This window comes from Pseudomonas carassii (assembly GCF_036324045.1).
Taxonomy (GTDB): domain Bacteria; phylum Pseudomonadota; class Gammaproteobacteria; order Pseudomonadales; family Pseudomonadaceae; genus Aquipseudomonas; species Aquipseudomonas peradeniyensis.
Map to the genome: position 1 here is coordinate 1 of NZ_JAZDCT010000026.1, position 18819 is coordinate 18819.

Here is an 18819-nt window from a genome sequence, read left to right on the forward strand (position 1 = left end):
TCACCTCCCTTCGCAAGAACTCCGCTCGGCCTCCTGAAGTCGCAATTGGCGGCGCCTGGACTATCGCGCACTTAGAAGCAACAGCAAGATCAAGATCAAGATCAAGATCAAGATCAAGAGATGCGAAGTTGGAGGTTAGAAAACTGGCAATGTGTTGACTGCCTGCGATGGCAACCGAGAGATTGAAAACAAACTTGAATGACCATAATACGCCATCCAAGCCTGCTCGGTTTCAGGACGCCATGAACATCCCGAAACCGAACTAGATACAATCAGGCCTGCCGCGCCTTCTTGATCCGGAACGCCACCCACAACACAGCAATCCACGCCGGAATCAACATCACCGAAATACGAATCGGCGGCGTCAGGTACATCACCACTAGGATCAGCACGATGAACGCCAGGCACAGGTAGTTGGTCAGCGGATGCCCCAGGCTCCGGTAGAACGGCTGAATCCCGGCCGCCAGCTTGGCCTTGCGGAACTTCAGGTGGGTAATGCTGATGCTCGCCCAGTTGATCACCAGCGCCGACACCGCCAGGGCCATGAGCAGACCGAAGGCCTCGCCCGGCATCAGGTAGTTGATCACCACGCACAGGCCGGTGGCGAAGGCCGACACGCCCAGCGCGGTGAGCGGCACGCCACGACGGCTGACCTTGAGCAGCTGGCGCGGCGCGTCACCCTGCGTGGCCAGGCCGAACAACATGCGACTGTTGGCGTACACACAGCTGTTGTAGACCGACAGCGCGGCGGTCAGCACCACAACATTGAGGATCGTCGCAACCAGGTCGCTGTCCAGCTCGTGGAAGATCATCACGAACGGGCTGCCGCCCTGCACCACCTTCTGCCATGGATACAGCGACAGCAGCACGGCCAGCGCGCCGATGTAGAAGATCAGGATGCGATAGACCACCTGGTTGGTAGCCTTTGGAATGCTCTCACGCGGGTTGGCCGCCTCGGCGGCGGTGATGCCCACCAGCTCCAGGCCACCAAAGGAGAACATGATCACTGCCAGGGCCATGATCAGCCCGGTGACGCCATTGGGGAAGAAGCCACCGTACTGCCACAGGTTGGCGACGCTGGCATCCGGTCCGCCGTGGCCACTGGTCAACAGCCAGGCGCCGAAACCGATCATGCTGACGATCGCCACCACCTTGACCAGGGCGAACCAGAACTCCATTTCGCCATATACCTTCACCTGGGTCAGGTTGATGGCGTTGATCACCACGAAGAAGATCGCCGCCGTGGCCCAGGTGGGGAAATCCGGCCACCAGTACTGCACGTAGATGCCCACCGCGGTGAGCTCGGCCATGCCGACCAGCACGTAGACCACCCAGTAGTTCCAGCCCGAAACGAAACCGGCGAACTCGCTCCAGTACTGGTGCGCGAAGTGACTGAAGCTGCCGGCGACCGGCTCCTCGACCACCATCTCGCCCAGCTGGCGCATGATCAGGAAGGCCATCAGGCCAGCGATGGCGTAGCCCAGCAACACCGACGGGCCGGCCAGCTGGATGGTCTGGGCGATGCCCAGGAACAGCCCGGTGCCGATGGCCCCGCCCAGCGCGATCAGCTGGATATGGCGATTCTTCAGCCCGCGCTGCAAGCGCTCGGGCGTGCTCTGGTCTTGCATGAAGTGTCCTTTAGGTGAGGCAGTGTTATTGGTTTTGCTTGCAATGGACTAGATCCATCCACCCCATTGCAAGAAGAAAATCCCGATGTTCGTGGTGACGGCGGCCATCAGCGTGGTGATCACGATGATCGACGCCGCCAGCTCATGGTTGCCGTTGGCCTCCCGCGCCATCACATAACTGGCCGCCGCAGTGGGACTGCCGATGTAGAGGAACAGGATGCCAAGCTCCGCACCGCGAAAACCGCACAACCAGGCGCCAAGCGTTCCCAGCACAGGCAGCCAGACCATCTTCACCAGGCTGACGTCGATGGCCAACCGGCCACTGTCGCGCAGCGCCGCCAGTGACAGGGTGCCGCCGATGCAGATCAGCGCCAGCGGCAAGGTCATCTGCGCCAGGTAGTCCCCCGAGGTCAGCAGCCAGTTGGGCAGCGGCACCTGGCCATAGGCCATGGGCGTGGCCAGCAGCACGCTGATGATCAACGGGTTGCTGAGGATGCTCTTGCAGATGCTCCACGGGTCGGACTTCAGGTCCGGGCTGTACACCGCCAGGACCACCGCCGACAGCGAGTTGTACAGGAGGATCACCAGCCCGGCCAGCACCGCGCCGAGGGATATACCGTAGTCGCCATACAGGCTGGCCGCCAGTGCCAGGCCGATCACGCCGTTGTTGCCGCGAAACGCGCCCTGCGTGTAGACGCCCCGGTCCGCCCGCGGACAGCGCCATATCGCCAGGCCCCACGCCAGGCCGAAACACGCCAGCGTCGCGACCACGAAGTAGAGGATCACCCCGGGCTTCACCGCGGATGCCAGGTCGGCATGGTAGATGCCGAGGAACAGCAGCGCCGGCATGCACACGTTGAACACCAGCTTCGAGGCGACCCGGTTGAAGTTGTCGTCGATCAAGCGGATGCGCTTGAGCAGCACGCCCATGAACAGCATGGCGAACACAGGGGCCGTGATGTTCAGTGTCTGGATGAGAAGGGCAAGCATGCAACGTGTTCCCGGGAAATACCGTCAGGGGCGCAATCATACGTGAGTGCCGGGGGAGTTGCGCCCGCCACAGCAGCCAGATACTCGTGCAAAGAAGCCTTGACGTAGGAGTTTTCCTGAATATAGTAAGAATTACTGTATATACATACAGTATAAAAATGGACGATCCAGACATTGCAAGGAGCAAATCATGTCAGGAATGCACACAACGCCTGTGGCCGCGAAGGCCCAGGCAACGCTGGTGGTCGCCGACCTCGAGCAACTGTTCGAGGAACAGGGCGTCGCCCTGCCAGGCACCGACAGCCATCTGATGCTGGTCATGCATGGCCACCACACCGTCAAGTACCACCGCCTTGCGCCGCCACCGGCTCGCGGCCCATCCGCACGGCGCGGGCCGGAGCTGTTCTTCGAAGGCGGCGAACACACTGCCATCGGCGACAACACCCTGCTGCGCTTTGAAGCAGGTCAACCGGGTATCCCCGCCCACCAGTCGCCGCTGCCGTTGCCCAACGGCCTGAGCCTGACCTATGGCCAGGTGATCGCCCTGGGTGGCGACTTCTACGGTTTGCCCGAGCGCCCGATCGCCGATGGCGCCAACGACGCCGAACGGGTCGAGCGCTTCACCCAGGCCTTCGATTCCCTGGCGCGCCTGCCAGCGGCCAAGGCGGAAGCCGAACAGATCCTTGCGGTCATGCAGGAAGAAATCGGCGCCGCCAACCAGGCCATCAAGGACGGCCGTCAGCCCCACGAGGCCTATGACGCGCTGGGTGACAGCCTGTCGGCGCGCTGGAACCGCATCACCGGGGGCGGCAGCTTCGCCTCCGACCTGTTCCCCCTGGGCCGCTACCTGAAACTGGCCGCCAGCAACTGGGACCACTTCGGACCCTGGGCGCTGGCGGCCTACCAGGCCGGCCACGCCGCCGCCCTGCAGCAGGCGCTGAAAGCCCGCGCCAGCGGCGAGGAGCGCGACCTGCAACTGGCCTACGCGATGAACGCCTTCGCCGACCACTTCCTCACCGACCTGTTCTCCGCCGGCCACCTGCGGGTGCCGCGCAAGGCCCTGGCCGATACCGTCACACCGAGTGACGTCGGCTCGCTGATCTCGCGCTTCATGCACGACGAGGACAGCAAGTACGGCCTGGCCGTGCGCAATGCCGAAGGCGAGCAATGGCGCGCCTACGGCGACAAGCGCTACTTCGACAGCGTCGATGTGGCCAACCGTCGCCAGGTGGGCCGCGCCGTGCAACGGTCGGCCGACGAGGTGTTCCAGGCCTTCGCCGAAGGCCGCGCGCCGGCGGCGAAGGACTTCGCGGCGCTGCGCCTGGCGCCCGACCTGCGGGCCGCCGAGCAGGATCTGGTGCCCGGCAACTTCGCCCCGCTGTACTTCCAGGACGGCAAGACCGTGCTGCGGCGCAAGGACGTCAACGACCTCAACGACCGCAACCGCATCGGCGACTGGTGGGGCTGGAGCACCTACCTGCTGCTCAAGGACTACAAGCCGAACAAGCCCACCGGTTTCATCGATGCCCCGGCCGCCTCGCCGGCGATCAGCGGCTGGGAGCGCCGCGAGCCCGATGGCCTGAACTGGCAGCGGGGCAACGCGGTGCGCTACGCCTTCAGCGTCACCGACCAGCTCAACGAGTCGTACATCGGCCCATGGAGCGCCTATGTCGAGTTGACCGACCAGTTCCACCCGAGCGTGCAGGTGCCAGCGGACGGCAAGCAACGCGGGCGCAACCTGTTCCGCCAGTTCCGCGGCGGTTCACCGGAACTGATCGCCAGCCTGGACGGCAAGACCACGCTCTATATCGATCGCAACGCGTGACAAGGAGGTCACCGATGAATATCAAGGTCAAACTGGAACTGGCTTCGGGCCAGTCGATGGAAGGCATGCCGCTGGAGTTGCTGCGTGCCGGCAAGGTGATTGGCCGGGCGAAAGTGCCGGCAGGGGGACAGGTGGCGTTCGAGGCGCCATCGGGGGCTGGGCAGCTGGCGGTGCGGGTTGACCGCTCGGGGGTGAAAGCCTGATAGAAGACAAGGGCCGCTTCGCGGCCCTTTTGCAGCACATGCCATGCCTCTCATCAGGCCATGCGCCCCCCCTGTAGGAGCGGCCTTGTGCCGCGAAAGGGCCGCAAGGCGGCCCCGGCGGTTTCAGCGTTCCATCGAGATAGGGGCTGCTATGCAGCCCTTTCGCGGCACAAGGCCGCTCCTGCAGGAATGTGCGTCAGCGCCGCACCGGGCGCTTCTGCAACTTGCGCTGCAGCGTGCGCCGGTGCATGCCCAGCGCCCGCGCCGTGGCGGAGATGTTGCCTTCATGCTCGCTCAGCACTCGCTGGATATGCTCCCACTGCAGGCGATCCACCGACATCGGGTTTTCCGGCACCAGGGTGTCCAGGTCGGTGTGCTCCGAGAGCAGCGCCGCCAGCACATCGTCGGCGTCCGCCGGCTTGCACAGGTAATTGCAGGCCCCGCGCTTGACCGCCTCGACCGCCGTGGCGATGCTCGAGTAGCCGGTCAGGATCACCACGCGCATCTCCGGGTCCAGCTCCAGCAGCTTGGGCAGCAGCACCAGGCCAGAGTCGCCTTCCATCTTCAGGTCCAGAGTGGCGTAGTCCGGCAGGTCCTGCTCAGCCAGCTTGAGGCCTTCCTCGGCGGAACCCGCAGTGCTCACGCGGAACCCGCGACGGGCCATGGCGCGGGCCATCACCCGGGTAAAGGTGGCGTCGTCATCCACCAGCAGCAGGTGCGGCAGTTCTTCGCCTTCGACCTGGTTTTCTTCGCTCATCATGCATCTCCTCGCTTGCCATGGGGCAGGCGCAATTCGGTCAGGGTGCCACCCTGCTCATGACTATAGAGTTTCACCGAACCGCCCGCACGCGTCACGCTGGCCTTGCTCAAGAACAGGCCCAGGCCGAAGCCTTTGCCCTTGGTGGTAATGAAGGGTTTGCCGATCGCCTCGGCGATGGCCGGCGGCACGCCGGGGCCATGGTCGCGGATGCTGATGACGATGTCCTGGGCGTCCCAGTCCAGGCGCACCTCCAGGTCGTCCGGGCAGGCATCGGCGGCGTTGTTCAACAGGTTCAGCAGCGCCTGGGTCAGGTCCGGCGGCGGTGTCAGCCGCGGCACCACGCCATCGCGCAGGCGCTGGAAGCGATAGCTGGCCTCCGGGCGCATCAGGTGCCAGCGGTTGAGCGCCTCGTCCAGCCAGGCGGTGACATCCTGCTCGACGATCGCCAGGCGCCGGTTGGCCTCGGCGGCGCGCACCAGTTGCTGCAAGGTTTCCTTGCACAGTTTGACCTGGTCCTGGAGGATCTGCAGGTCCTCCTGCAACAGGGGGTCGGCATGATCCTGGCGCATCTCGTTGAGCAGCACGCTCATGGTCGCCAGCGGCGTGCCCAGCTCATGGGCGGCGCCAGCGGCCTGGGTGGCCACGGCCAGCAGTTGCTCGTCGCGCAGGCTTTCTTCACGGCGTTCAGCGCGCAGGTTCTCCTGCCGACGCAGCTCCTCGGCCATGCGCGCGGCGAAGAAGGTGATCACCCCCGCGGCCAGGGCGATGCTCAGCCACATGCCGTAGACCTGCATGGTGTCGCGGGCCAGCGGCAGCGTTTCCAACGGGTAGTACTGCACCAGCAGCAAGCTGTAGGCCACCAGGGCAATGCCCGAGAGCACCAGCGAGTAGATCCATGGCAGCGTGACTGCGGCGATCGCCAGCGGCACCAGGTAATAAGAGACGAAGGGGTTGGTCGAGCCGCCCGAGTAATAAAGCAGGGCGCTGTGGATCAGCAGATCGCAGGCCAGTTGCAGGGCGTATTCGAGCTCGGTGACCGGCAGCGACAGGCGCAGGCGCAGGGCGGTGAACGCGCACAGCAGCGACGACAGCGCCAGCGTCACCGCCAGTGAGAACCACGGCAACGGCAGCAGCTCGGTCCAGTAGGCCACGCCCACGGAGCCGGCCTGGGCCGCCAGCACGAGAATGCGGATGAAGGTCAGGCGCCAGAGGTTCTGACGTGTAGCGGACAACGGTTGTGCGACGGCGAGCATGAGCTCTCCCAATGAGTGCTCCAGGAAAATCGGCTGGAGTATACCGAAGCCGGGCGCCTCGCTGCAGCGATGCGGCAAAGCGCCACACTTTGTCACAGACTCATGATGGCATTTTTGAACCCACTACACTGTTGCCGGTCTGATCGGCCATGCGTGGAACGGATGTCCTCATCCACGCCTTACCTTGCCAAGGAGCTCCACATGCACATTTCCCGTCGCGGCGCCGCCGCCGTTGCCCTGTCCTGCGGCATGCTCGCCAGCCTGCCGACCCTGGCGGCCGATGAGCCTCGCTACAACCAGGTGTCGCTGCGCGCCGAAGTCAGCAAGGAAGTGGCGCGCGACCTGATGGTCGTGACGCTGTACAGCGAAGCCCAGAACAGCGACCCGGGCAAGCTCGCCAAGGAGATCACCGAGACCATGAACAAGGCCGTGCAACAGGCCCGCCAGGTCAAGGACGTGAAGATCAGCCAGGGCAGCCGCAACAGCTACCCGATCTACGACACCAAGGGCCAGAAGATCACCGGCTGGCGCGAGCGCGCCGAGCTGCGCCTGGAAGGCGCCGATTTCCCGGCCCTGTCCAAGCTCACCGGCGAACTGCTGCAGGACCTGAAAATGGGCGGTATGGACTTCTCCATCGCTCCGGCCACGCGCAAGTCCAACGAGGACGAGCTGCTCAAGGACGCCGTCGCCGCCTTCAAGGCCCGCGCCCAGCTGGCCACCGAGGCCCTCGGCGGCAAAGGCTACAAGGTGGTCAGCCTGAACCTCAACAGCAGCGGCTACCCACGTCCGTACCTGCGCAGCGCACCGATGGCGATGATGGCCAAGGGCGCCGCCGACGAGGCCGCGCCGGCACCGGATATCGAGGCAGGCACCAGCGAAGTCAGCATGAGTGCCGATGGCCTGATCGAAGTCCAGGTCCCCTGACCCCTCCAACTGGATGTCCGAGTCGCGTAAAGCGTCTCGGACAGCAGTTTCAGACCTTTCCTACGCACCAAACGGGTGCATCTGCTTGTCACATAAAGTGCGAAATATCTTGTAATTTTCGCCCTTTTCTCCCGCGCAAACGATCAACATTCGCCAAAGTTATATGGATGCGACATCCATGTACGTCCGTACCACTATTTTGGCGCCAACCATCCCGCTGAGTGTTGCATTGGGAACACCCCCTGCATAAGTATCCGCAGGTCGGCTCACGAGGCCGCCTCAATTCGAAAAATGACAACAATGAGGCCACCATGCTCAAACACGCAGTCATTCCGTTCCTGGTTGGCGCAGGCTTGCTAGCCGGCGCACCGTTCGCCCACGCCGCGACCAATCTGGTGTTCTGCTCCGAAGGCAGCCCAGCCGGTTTCGACCCTGGTCAGTACACCACCGGGACCGACTTTGACGCCTCCGCCGAAACCATGTTCAACCGCCTGACCCAGTTCGAGCGCGGCGGTACCAAGGTTATTCCGGGCCTGGCCACCCAGTGGGAGGTTTCCGATGACGGCAAGACCTACACCTTCCACCTGCGCGAAGGCGTGAAGTTCCATACCACCGAGTACTTCAAGCCAACCCGTGCGTTCAACGCCGACGACGTGCTGTTCACCTTCAACCGCATGCTCGACAAGGACCACCCCTTCCGCAAGGCCTACCCCACCGAGTTCCCGTACTTCACCGACATGGGCATGGACAAGAACATCGCCAAGCTCGAGAAGGTCGACGAGCACACCGTGAAGTTCACCCTCAACGACGTCGACGCCGCGTTCATCCAGAACCTGGCCATGAGCTTCGCCTCGATCCAGTCCGCCGAATACGCCGACCAGTTGCTCAAGCAGGGCAAGGCCGCCGATATCAACCAGAAGCCGATCGGCACCGGCCCGTTCGTGTTCAGCAAGTACCAGAAGGACGCGCAGATCCGCTACAAGGGCAACAAGGACTACTGGAAGCCCGAAGACGTCAAGATCGACAACCTGATCTTCGCCATCAGCACCGACGCCTCGGTGCGCATGCAGAAGCTCAAGAAGAACGAATGCCAGGTCACCCTGTTCCCGCGTCCGGCCGACATCAAGCCGCTGCAGGAAGACAAGAAGCTGCAGATGCCTGAACAGGCCGGCTTCAACCTCGGCTACATCGCCTACAACGTGATGGACAAGGTCAAGGGCAGCAACGACGCCAACCCGCTGTCGCAACTCAAGGTGCGCGAAGCGCTGGACATGGCCGTCAACAAGCAGCAGATCATCGAGTCGGTGTACCAGGGCGCCGGCCAGCTGGCGGTCAACGCCATGCCGCCGACCCAATGGTCCTATGACACCACCATCAAGGACGCAAAATACGATCCTGAGAAAGCCAAGCAGCTGCTCAAGGAAGCCGGCGTCAAGGAAGGCACCGAGATAACCCTGTGGGCCATGCCGGTGCAGCGCCCGTACAACCCCAACGCCAAGCTGATGGCCGAAATGCTCCAGTCCGACTGGGCCAAGGTCGGCATCAAGGCCAAGATCGTCAGCTACGAATGGGGCGAGTACATCAAGCGTTCCAAGGGCGGCGAGCAAGGCGCCATGCTGATCGGCTGGAGCGGCGACAACGGTGACCCGGACAACTGGCTCGGCACCCTGTACAGCTGCGACGCCATGAGCGGCAACAACTTCTCCAAGTGGTGCTTCAAGCCCTACGACGACCTGATCAAGCAGGCCAAGGCCACCCCCGACCAGGCCAAGCGCACCGAGCTGTACCAGCAGGCGCAGCACATCCTCAAGGAGCAGGTGCCGATCACCCCGATCGCCCACTCCACCGTGTATCAGCCAATGAGCACGTCCGTGAAGGACTTCAAGATCAGCCCCTTCGGCCTGAACTCCTTCTACGGGGTCAGCGTGAGCAAGTAACGGCCGTGATCGTCCCGCCGGGCTTGCCGGCGGGACGATGACACGACCGGGCGATACGTAGGGCAATTCCCTCACGCTCGCCGGAACGCTCCCGCACCTAAATCAGTAGCGAACCCTGGCTCCCACATTCTGGCGCACCTATCGTCAGGACCGGGATGTTGCAGCCGCGTTTTGCCTGTCGCGGCCCGAAAAAAGACGGACAAAGGATCTGCCATGCGCCTGACCCCACTGTGTTCCACCCTGCTTGCCCTCGGCCTGCTGAGCCAGGCCCCGGCGAGCCTCGCCAATAACCTGGTGTTCTGCTCCGAGGGCAGCCCGGCGGGGTTCGACACCGCCCAGTACACCGCGGCCACCGACAACGACGCCGCCGAGCCGATCTACAACCGCCTGGTCGAGTTCGAGCGTGGCGGTACCGCCGTGCAGCCGGGCCTGGCCACCGACTGGCAGGTGTCCGAGGACGGCCTGAAATACACCTTCCACCTGCGCCCCGGGGTGAAGTTCCACGCCAACAAGGACTTCAAGCCCACCCGCGACTTCAACGCCGACGACGTGCTGTTCACCTTCAACCGCATGCTCGACAAGAACCACCCCTTCCGCCAGGCCTACCCCACCGAGTTCCCGTACTTCATCAGCATGGGCCTGGACAAGAACATCGCCAGCGTCGAGAAGACTGACCCGCTGACCGTGGTCTTCACCCTCAACAAGGTCGACGCCGCATTCCTTCAGAACATCGCCATGGCCTTCGCCTCGATCCTCTCCGCCGAGTACGCCGAGCACCTGCTGGCCGGCGGCAAGGCCAGCGACATCAACCAGAAGCCGATCGGTACCGGCCCGTTCGTGTTCCAGCGCTACCAGAAGGATTCGCAGATCCGCTTCAAGGGCAACAAGGACTACTGGGCGCCGGACCGGGTGAAGATCGACAACCTGGTGTTCTCGATCAACGTCGACCCGTCGGTGCGTATCCAGAAGCTGCGCCGCAACGAGTGCCAGATCACCCTGCACCCACGTCCGGCCGACCTGCCGGCGCTCAAGCAGGACGGCAAGCTGCAGGTGATGACCCAGCCCGGCTTCAACCTCGGCTACATCGCCTACAACACCCAACACCCGCCGTTCGACCGCCTGGAAGTGCGTCAGGCCATGGACATGGCGGTGAACAAGAAAGCGATCATCGAGGCGGTCTACCAGGACGCCGGCCAGGCCGCGTCGAACGCCATGCCGCCGACCCAGTGGTCCTACGACAAGTCGATCAAGGACGCGCCCTTCGATCCGGAAAAAGCCAAGCAACTGCTCAAACAGGCCGGGGTCAAGGAAGGCACCGAGATCACCCTGTGGGCCATGCCGGTGCAGCGCCCCTACAACCCCAATGCCAAGCTGATGGCCGAAATGCTCCAGTCCGACTGGAGCAAGCTCGGCTTCAAGGTGCGCATCGTCAGCTACGAGTGGGGTGAATACCTCAAGCGCATGAAGAACGGCGAGCACGATATCGCCCTGATCGGCTGGACCGGCGACAACGGCGACCCGGACAACTGGCTGGGCACGCTGTTCAGTTGCGACGCCATCGGCAGCAACAACTACTCGCTGTGGTGCGACACGCAGTACGACGCCCTGGTCAAGAAAGCCAAGCAGGTCACCGACCGCGACCAGCGCACCAGCCTCTACGAACAAGCCCAGCAACGCCTCAAGCAACAGGTGCCGATCACCCCGGTCGCGCACTCCACGGTCAACCAGCCGCTGAGCATCAGCGTGAAAGACTTCAAGGTCAGCCCCTTCGGACGCAACGTTTTCTCCGGCGTCAGCATCGATTGACCCTGCATCGCCCGGCCGGGAGTGCGACCCACTCCCGCGCCCGCGTGCAGCCCGGATTTGCCTGGCAACCCCAAGGCAGACACTGCAGTACCGCGTCACCGTGACAAGCCCGGCCCACGAGGTCGGGTGATAACTAAAAAAATATCAGGGAGCTTTCATGTTGATTCGTACCACCACCACCGCACTGGCCTTGTCCGTGGGCGCCTTCTGCGCCCTCGCCCAGGCCGAACCGATGAGCCAGGACTTCGTGCCGATCGCGCTCAAGTCCAGCAGTGAGCAGGCCGAGGCCAAGGGCTTCATCGATGGCCAGAGCCTGTCCGGCAGCACCCGCAACTGGTACGCCCGCGAACGCGCCACCCGCGCGCCGCTGTGGAAGTACTACAAGAGCGACGGCACCCGCCACGACACCCACAGCCGTGACAACTGGGTCCAGGGCACCATCCTCAACTACAGCTCGGGCTTCACCGAAGGCACCGTGGGCTTCGCCGTCGAGGCCGCGGCCTACAACGCCATCGCCCTCGAGCAGGGCCGCGCCGCCGTGGCCGGCCCGAACAACCGTACGCTGACCCACAGCGACGGCGATCCGATCGGCCAGTGGAGCAAGATGGGCCTGGGCAACGTCAAGGCGCGCATCTCCAACACCACGCTGACCGTGGGCCGCCAGTCGGTGGACACGCCGATGATCGCCTATATCGGCAACCGTGCGCTGCCTTCGAGCTTCCAGGGCGCGTTCCTGCACAGCGCCGAGTTCGAGAACCTGTCGTTCGACGTGGGTACCTTCGACCGCGTCTCGCCGCGTACCGAGCAGAGCCTGAGCAAGTTCCGCAGCGAATACGGCAACGGTGTGGAAACCGACCGCGCCAGCACCGTCGGCATCAACTACCAGCCGCTCAAGAGCCTGACCACCAGCCTCTACGCCACCAAGGTCGAGGACTTCTGGAACCAGTACTACTTCGGCGCCAACCACGTGCTGGGTGACAGCGCGGTGCTGAGCCTGACCACCGGTCTGAACTACTACAAGACCGTGGACGAAGGCAGCAAGAAGATGGGCGAGATCGACAACGACACCTACAGCCTGTCGTTCGGCCTGACCCACCAGGCCCACACCCTCACCGCCTCCTGGCAGCAGGTCAACGGCAACGAGTACTTCGACTACCTGCACGAAACCAACGGCATCTACCTGGCCAACTCCCTGCTGTCGGACTTCAACGGCCCGAACGAAAAATCCCTGCAGATCAGCTATGTGCTGAACATGGCGCCGTATGGCGTGCCGGGCCTGAAGTTCAACGTCTACAACGCCCGCGGCTGGGACATCGACGGTACCCACTACAAGGGCACCGCCTATGACGTCCGTGGCCAGGACGGCGAGAACCACTACGAGTGGGGCATCGGCACCAGCTACGCGGTACAGAGCGGCATGCTGAAGGACACCACCATCCGCGCCACCTATACCGCCCACCGTGCGAGCAAGGCGCAGAGCGACGGCAGCCTCGACGAGTTCCGCGTCGTCACCACCATTCCGTTCAACATCCTCTGACCGTTGGCGCCACGGCCCGACTCCCCACGGGCCGTGGCGGCTACGCTGGAACTAGCACTGCAGGGAGGTTCCATGAAAATGCTACCGCTACGTGCTGCCTTGGCAGCCGTCATCCTGGGCGCCGCATCGAATCTGGCGGCCAAGCCGCTGGTGGTGTGCACCGAAGCCAGCCCGGAAGGCTTCGACATTGTCCAGTACACCACCGCCGTCACCGCCGACGCCACGGCCGAGGCCATCTTCAACCGCCTGGTCGACTTCAAGCCCGGCACCACCGAGATCCAGCCGGCCCTGGCCACGAGCTGGGAGGTCAGCCCCGACGGGCTGGTGTATACCTTCCATCTGCGCGAAGGCGTCAAGTTCCACACCACCGACTACTTCACCCCCACCCGCGACTTCAATGCCGATGACGTGCTGTGGAGCCTGAACCGCCAACTGAAGAAAGACCACCCGTGGCACGACAAGACCAGCGTCGGCTACCCCTATTTCGAGAGCATGGCCTTCAAGGACCTGCTCAAGTCGGTCGAGAAGACCGACGACCACACCGTGGTGATCACCCTGACTCGCCCGGAAGCGCCCTTCCTGCGCGACCTGGCCATGGCCTTCACCTCGATCTACTCCGCCGAGTACGGCGACCAGCTGCTCAAGGCCGGCAAGACCTCCGACCTCAACAGCAAGCCGGTCGGCACCGGCCCGTTCGTGTTCCAGCGCTACAGCAAGGATGCCCAGGTTCGCTACAAGGCCAACCCGGACTACTTCCGCGGCAAGCCGCCAGCCGACGGGCTGATCTTCGCCATCGCCACCGACAGCAACGTGCGCCTGCAGAAACTGCGCGCCAACGAGTGCCAGATCGCCCTGTATCCCAAGCCTGACGACGTGCCGGGCATCAAGACCGATCCGAAACTCAAGGTCGCCGAGATCGAGGCGCTGGTCACCGGCTACATCTCGATGAACACCCAGCACAAGTACCTGAGCGACGTGCGCGTGCGCAAGGCGATCAACATGGCCTTCGACCGCCAGACCCACGTCGACCAGCTGTTCGGCAAGGGCAACGCGCTGCCGGGCGTCAACCCGTACCCGCCGACCATGATCGGCTACAACACCGACAACAAGAACCCGCCCCACGACCTCGACAAGGCCCGCGCCCTGCTCAAGGAAGCCGGTGTGCCGGAAGGCACGGTGATCACCCTGTTCACCCGCAACGGTGGCGGCCCGACCAACCCCAACCCGCGTCTCTCGGCCGAAATGCTCCAGTCCGACCTGGCCAAGATTGGCATCAAGCTCGACATCCGCGTGATGGAATGGGCCGAGATGCTGCGTCGCGCCAAGAAGGGCGAGGCCGACCTGGTGTCGGCGGGCTGGGCCGGCGACAACGGCGACCCGGACAACTTCCTCACGCCGATGCTCAGCTGCGATGCGGTCAAGAGCGGCGAGAACTATGCGCGCTGGTGCAACCAGAAATTCCAGGACCTGATCACCCGCGCCCGCGAAGTGATCGACAACGACGAGCGCGCCAGGCTCTATAACGAGGCTTTGGCGGTGTACGATGAAGACCAGCCGTGGATCAGCATGGCCCACCCGAAAATGTTCACCGCCATGCGCGAGAACGTCGAAGGCTATGTGATCAACCCACTGACCAACAACAACTTCGCCACCACCAAGGTGAAGTAGAACAACAACAGCCGCCGGACCTTGTGCAAGAGGCCCCGGCGGCACTGCCGTTACCGGCTGATGAGGTACCCCTGACAATGTTGAGTTTTATTGCCCGACGCCTGGGTCTGCTGATCCCGACGTTCTTCGGTATCACCCTGCTGACCTTCGCGCTCATACGCCTGATTCCCGGCGACCCGGTCGAAGTGATGATGGGCGAACGCCGTGTCGACCCAGAAATGCACGCCCAGGCCATGGAGCGCCTGGGCCTGAACAAACCGCTGCCGGCCCAGTACCTGGACTATGTCGGCAAGCTCGCCCAGGGCGACCTCGGCGAATCCCTGCGCACCCGTGAGAGCGTATGGAACGAATTCCTCACCCTGTTCCCGGCAACGCTGGAGCTGGCCATGGCCGCCCTGCTGTTCGCCGGGGTCATCGGCCTGCTGGCCGGGGTGATCGCCGCGCTCAAGCGCGGCTCCCTGTTCGACCACGGGGTGATGGGCATCTCGCTGGCCGGCTACTCGATGCCGATCTTCTGGTGGGGCCTGATCCTGATCATGTTCTTCTCGGTAAGCCTGGGCTGGACGCCGGTCTCCGGGCGCATCGACCTGCTCTACGACATCGAGCCGAAAACCGGCTTCATGCTCATCGACACCCTGCTCAGCGACGAGGAAGGCGCGTTCAAGGACGCGGTGATGCACCTGATCCTGCCGGCCATCGTGCTGGGTACCATCCCGCTGGCGGTGATCGCCCGCATGACCCGTTCGTCGATGCTCGAAGTGCTGCGCGAGGACTACATTCGTACCGCCCGCGCCAAGGGCCTGTCGCCGTCCCGCGTGGTGTTCATCCACGGCCTGCGCAACGCACTGATCCCGGTGCTGACCGTGTTCGGCCTGCAGGTCGGCACGCTGCTGGCCGGCGCCGTGCTCACCGAAACCATCTTCTCCTGGCCGGGCATCGGCAAATGGCTGATCGAGGCCATCGGTGCCCGTGACTACCCCGTGGTCCAGAACGGCATCCTGTTGATCGCCTGCCTGGTGATCCTGGTCAACTTCGTCGTGGACATCCTCTACGGCCTGGCCAACCCACGCATCCGTCATCAGCGCTGAGGACTCCGCCATGACCAGCCCAATTCCGAAATCCGTCACCCCGCCCAGCGTGGTTGACCAAAGCTTGCTCTACCCCTCGCCGTACAAAGAGTTCTGGCAGGCCTTCTCGCGCAACAAGGGCGCGGTGGCCGGCCTGGCCTTCATGACCCTGGTGGTGTTCTGCGCCCTGTTCGCCCCCTGGGTCGCACCGCACAACCCCAGCGAGCAGTACCGCGAATTTCTGCTCACCCCGCCGGTGTGGCTCGAAGGAGGCACCTGGCAGTTCATCCTCGGCACCGACGAACTGGGCCGCGACCTGCTCTCGCGCCTGATCCAGGGCGCCCGTCTGTCGCTGCTGATCGGCCTGTCGTCGGTGGTGATGTCGCTGATCCCGGGCATCCTGCTGGGCCTGCTGGCCGGCTTCTTCCCACAGATCCTCGGCCCCTCGATCATGCGCCTGATGGACGTGATGCTGGCCCTGCCGTCGCTGCTGCTGGCCGTGGCCATCGTCGCCATCCTCGGCCCTGGCCTGATCAACACGGTGATCGCGATCGCCATCGTCTCGCTGCCCTCCTACGTGCGCCTGACCCGCGCCGCGGTGATGGGCGAGCTGAACCGCGACTACGTCACCGCCGCGCGCCTGGCCGGCGCCGGCCTGCCACGCCTGATGTTCGTCACCGTGCTGCCCAACTGCATGGCGCCGCTGATCGTCCAGGCCACCCTGAGCTTCTCCTCGGCGATCCTCGACGCCGCCGCCCTGGGCTTCCTCGGCCTCGGCGTCCAGCCACCGACCCCCGAGTGGGGCACCATGCTGGCCTCGGCCCGCGACTACATCGAGCGCGCCTGGTGGGTGGTGAGCCTGCCTGGCCTGACCATCCTGCTCAGTGTGCTGGCAATCAACCTGATGGGCGACGGCCTGCGCGACGCGCTGGACCCGAAACTCAAGAACGCCGCCTGAGGAGACCGCCATGTCACTGTTGCAGATCAACAACCTGAACGTGCGCTTCGGCGACGCCAATGCCGTACCCGTGGTGGACGGCCTCGAGCTGAGCGTGGACGCCGGCGAGATCCTCGCCATCGTCGGCGAGTCCGGCTCCGGCAAGTCCGTCACCATGATGGCCCTGATGGGTCTGATCGACGCCCCCGGGCGCATCACCGCCGACGTGCTCAACTTCGACGGCATCGACATGCTCAAGCTCAGCGGCCGCCAGCGCCGCAAAGTGGTGGGCAAGGACATCGCCATGGTCTTCCAGGACCCGATGACCGCGCTCAACCCCAGCTACACCGTGGGTTACCAGATCGAGGAAGTGCTGCGCCAGCACCTTGGCCTGAAAGGCAAGGCCGCGCGCCAGCGTGCCCTGGAACTGCTTAAGAAGGTCGAGATCCCAGCCGCCGAAAGCCGCCTGGACGCCTACCCGCACCAGCTGTCCGGCGGCATGAGCCAGCGCGTGGCAATCGCCATGGCCATCGCCGGCGAACCGAAGCTGCTGATCGCCGACGAACCGACCACAGCCCTGGACGTGACCATCCAGGCGCAGATCATGGAGCTGCTGGTCAACCTGCAGAAAGAGCGCAACATGGCGCTCATTCTCATCACCCACGACCTGGCGGTAGTCGCCGAGACCGCCAAGCGCGTATGCGTGATGTACGCGGGCCAGGCCGTCGAGGTCGGCCAGGTGCCGGAACTGTTCGACATCCCCGCCCACCCGTACAGCGAAGCGCTGCTGGCGGCCATCCCCGAGCACAGCATCGGTGCCGAGCGCCTGGCCACCCTGCCCGGCATCGTCCCCGGCCGCTATGACCGCCCGCAGGGCTGCCTGCTGTCGCCGCGCTGCCCCTATGTGCAGGAAAACTGCCGCCGGCAGCGCCCGGCCCTCGATCCCCAGGCCCACAGCCTGGTGCGTTGCTTCTATCCGCTGAACCAGGAGGTGGCGTGATGGCCGTCGTTCTTTCCGCTCGTGAGCTGACCCGCCACTACGAAGTCTCTCGCGGCATGTTCAAGGGCCATGCGCTGGTCCGCGCGCTCAACGGCGTGTCGTTCGAACTGGAGGCCGGCAAGACCCTGGCCGTGGTCGGTGAGTCCGGTTGCGGCAAGTCCACCCTGGCCCGGGCCCTGACCCTGATCGAGGAACCCTCCTCCGGCTCGCTGCAAATCGCCGGCCACGAGGTCAAGGGCGCCAGCAAGGACCAGCGCAAGCAACTGCGCCGCGACGTGCAGATGGTGTTCCAGAGCCCCTACGCCTCGCTCAACCCACGGCAGAAGATCGGCGACCAGCTCGCCGAGCCGCTGCTGATCAACACCTCGCTGAGCAAGACCGAGCGTCGCGAGAAAGTGCAGAAGATGATGGAGCAGGTGGGCCTGCGCCCCGAGCACTACCAGCGTTATCCGCACATGTTCTCCGGCGGCCAGCGCCAGCGTATCGCCCTGGCTCGGGCGATGATGCTGCAACCCAAGGTGCTGGTGGCGGACGAACCCACCTCCGCCCTCGACGTGTCCATCCAGGCCCAGGTGCTGAACCTGTTCATGGACCTGCAGAAGGAGTTCAACACCGCCTACGTGTTCATCTCCCACAACCTGGCGGTGGTACGCCATGTGGCCGACCAGGTGCTGGTGATGTACCTCGGGCGGCCAGCGGAGATGGGACCGAAGGAGGACATCTACGAGAAGCCGCTGCACCCGTACACCCAGGCGCTTTTGTCGGCGACTCCGGCGATCCATCCGGATCCGCTGAAGCCGAAGATCCGTATTGCCGGTGAGCTGCCCAACCCGTTGAATCCGCCGGATGGCTGCGCGTTCCACAAGCGCTGCCCGCATGCCACCGAGCGTTGCGCCAAGGAAGTGCCGGCGTTGCGGCAGGTGAGTACGCGGCAGGTGGCGTGTCACTATGCCGAGCAATTTCTTTAGCCTTTAGAAAGCAGGGGCCGCCTTGCGGCCCTCTCGCGACACAAGGCCGCTCCTACAGGGGATCGCGTAACCCTGTAGGAGCGGCCTTGTGCCGCGAAAGGGCCGCAGGGCGGCCCCAGTGATCTCAATGCATAAAGAACCAGATCAGGATGATCACCGGAATCGGCACCCCAATCATCCACAGCAGTATCGAGCGCATGGCCGTTCTCCTCGTTCGGTGTTGAACAAAAGAGGTGCAGCCCCCATGCCAGCTGTATCAAAAAATTACATACATACGAATCAAGCCCTTAGCCGGTAACCGCTCAGGAAAACCGTG

The 18819-nt window shown here is 64.0% G+C and carries 16 protein-coding genes; 11 read left to right on the forward strand and 5 right to left on the reverse strand.

Annotation, left to right across the window (positions count from 1 at the left end):
* From V0R62_RS18460 to V0R62_RS18470, 3 genes are all read right to left on the reverse strand, one after another.
* Nucleotides 1-220, reverse strand: a 220-nt coding sequence (locus V0R62_RS18460; RefSeq protein ID WP_330104761.1) for a hypothetical protein, incomplete at its 3' end; no start/stop codon positions are given.
* 52 nt (nt 221-272) lie between these two features.
* Complete coding sequence (locus V0R62_RS18465) at nt 273-1628, reverse strand: amino acid permease (protein WP_028689633.1); 1356 nt, start codon at nt 1626-1628, stop codon at nt 273-275.
* Between the two features lie 48 nt (nt 1629-1676).
* The gene (locus V0R62_RS18470; protein WP_186733550.1) at nt 1677-2618 is read right to left on the reverse strand and encodes an AEC family transporter; all 942 of its coding nucleotides are present in this window, start codon (nt 2616-2618) and stop codon (nt 1677-1679) included.
* 190 nt (nt 2619-2808) lie between these two features.
* Between V0R62_RS18470 and V0R62_RS18475 the strand changes: the two genes are divergently transcribed.
* Nucleotides 2809-4443, forward strand: coding sequence for a phospholipase (locus V0R62_RS18475; protein WP_330104762.1), 1635 nt, complete (start codon nt 2809-2811; stop codon nt 4441-4443).
* Nucleotides 4444-4457: 14 nt separating this feature from the next.
* Nucleotides 4458-4646, forward strand: a complete 189-nt coding sequence (locus tag V0R62_RS18480) for a hypothetical protein (protein ID WP_232857791.1) — start codon at nt 4458-4460, stop codon at nt 4644-4646.
* A 196-nt stretch (nt 4647-4842) separates the two neighbouring features.
* On the opposite strand, the gene V0R62_RS18485 is transcribed toward V0R62_RS18480, so the two are convergent.
* The gene (locus V0R62_RS18485) at nt 4843-5403 is read right to left on the reverse strand and encodes a response regulator transcription factor (protein ID WP_028689629.1); all 561 of its coding nucleotides are present in this window, start codon (nt 5401-5403) and stop codon (nt 4843-4845) included.
* A complete protein-coding gene (locus V0R62_RS18490) occupies nt 5403-6659 on the reverse strand; it encodes an ATP-binding protein (protein ID WP_330104763.1) in 1257 nt (418 codons plus the stop codon). Before V0R62_RS18490 ends, V0R62_RS18485 begins: the two co-directional genes overlap by 1 nt.
* Nucleotides 6660-6860: 201 nt before the next feature.
* Between V0R62_RS18490 and V0R62_RS18495 the strand changes: the two genes are divergently transcribed.
* From V0R62_RS18495 to V0R62_RS18535, 9 genes are all read left to right on the forward strand, one after another.
* On the forward strand, nt 6861-7583 hold the full coding sequence (locus V0R62_RS18495) for an SIMPL domain-containing protein (protein ID WP_330104764.1): 723 nt from the start codon (nt 6861-6863) through the stop codon (nt 7581-7583).
* A 311-nt stretch (nt 7584-7894) separates the two neighbouring features.
* Nucleotides 7895-9520 carry an ABC transporter substrate-binding protein gene (locus V0R62_RS18500; protein ID WP_186712867.1) on the forward strand — a complete coding sequence of 542 codons (1626 nt, stop codon included), beginning with the start codon at nt 7895-7897 and terminating at the stop codon, nt 9518-9520.
* A gap of 213 nt (nt 9521-9733) precedes the next feature.
* The gene (locus V0R62_RS18505) at nt 9734-11326 is read left to right on the forward strand and encodes an ABC transporter substrate-binding protein (RefSeq protein WP_330104765.1); all 1593 of its coding nucleotides are present in this window, start codon (nt 9734-9736) and stop codon (nt 11324-11326) included.
* A 157-nt stretch (nt 11327-11483) separates the two neighbouring features.
* Nucleotides 11484-12863, forward strand: a complete 1380-nt coding sequence (locus V0R62_RS18510; protein WP_186733544.1) for an OprD family porin — start codon at nt 11484-11486, stop codon at nt 12861-12863.
* A gap of 72 nt (nt 12864-12935) precedes the next feature.
* Nucleotides 12936-14531: an ABC transporter substrate-binding protein gene (locus tag V0R62_RS18515; protein ID WP_186733543.1), complete on the forward strand. Its 1596-nt coding sequence runs from the start codon at nt 12936-12938 to the stop codon at nt 14529-14531.
* A 77-nt stretch (nt 14532-14608) separates the two neighbouring features.
* A complete protein-coding gene (locus V0R62_RS18520; protein WP_028689623.1) occupies nt 14609-15619 on the forward strand; it encodes an ABC transporter permease subunit in 1011 nt (336 codons plus the stop codon).
* A gap of 10 nt (nt 15620-15629) precedes the next feature.
* On the forward strand, nt 15630-16556 hold the full coding sequence (locus V0R62_RS18525) for an ABC transporter permease subunit (protein ID WP_186733542.1): 927 nt from the start codon (nt 15630-15632) through the stop codon (nt 16554-16556).
* A gap of 10 nt (nt 16557-16566) precedes the next feature.
* A complete protein-coding gene (locus V0R62_RS18530; protein ID WP_028689621.1) occupies nt 16567-17535 on the forward strand; it encodes an ABC transporter ATP-binding protein in 969 nt (322 codons plus the stop codon).
* Nucleotides 17535-18503, forward strand: a complete 969-nt coding sequence (locus V0R62_RS18535) for a peptide ABC transporter ATP-binding protein (protein ID WP_186733541.1) — start codon at nt 17535-17537, stop codon at nt 18501-18503. The genes V0R62_RS18530 and V0R62_RS18535 overlap by 1 nt, the downstream gene beginning before the upstream one ends.
* Nucleotides 18504-18819 lie beyond the last annotated feature (316 nt).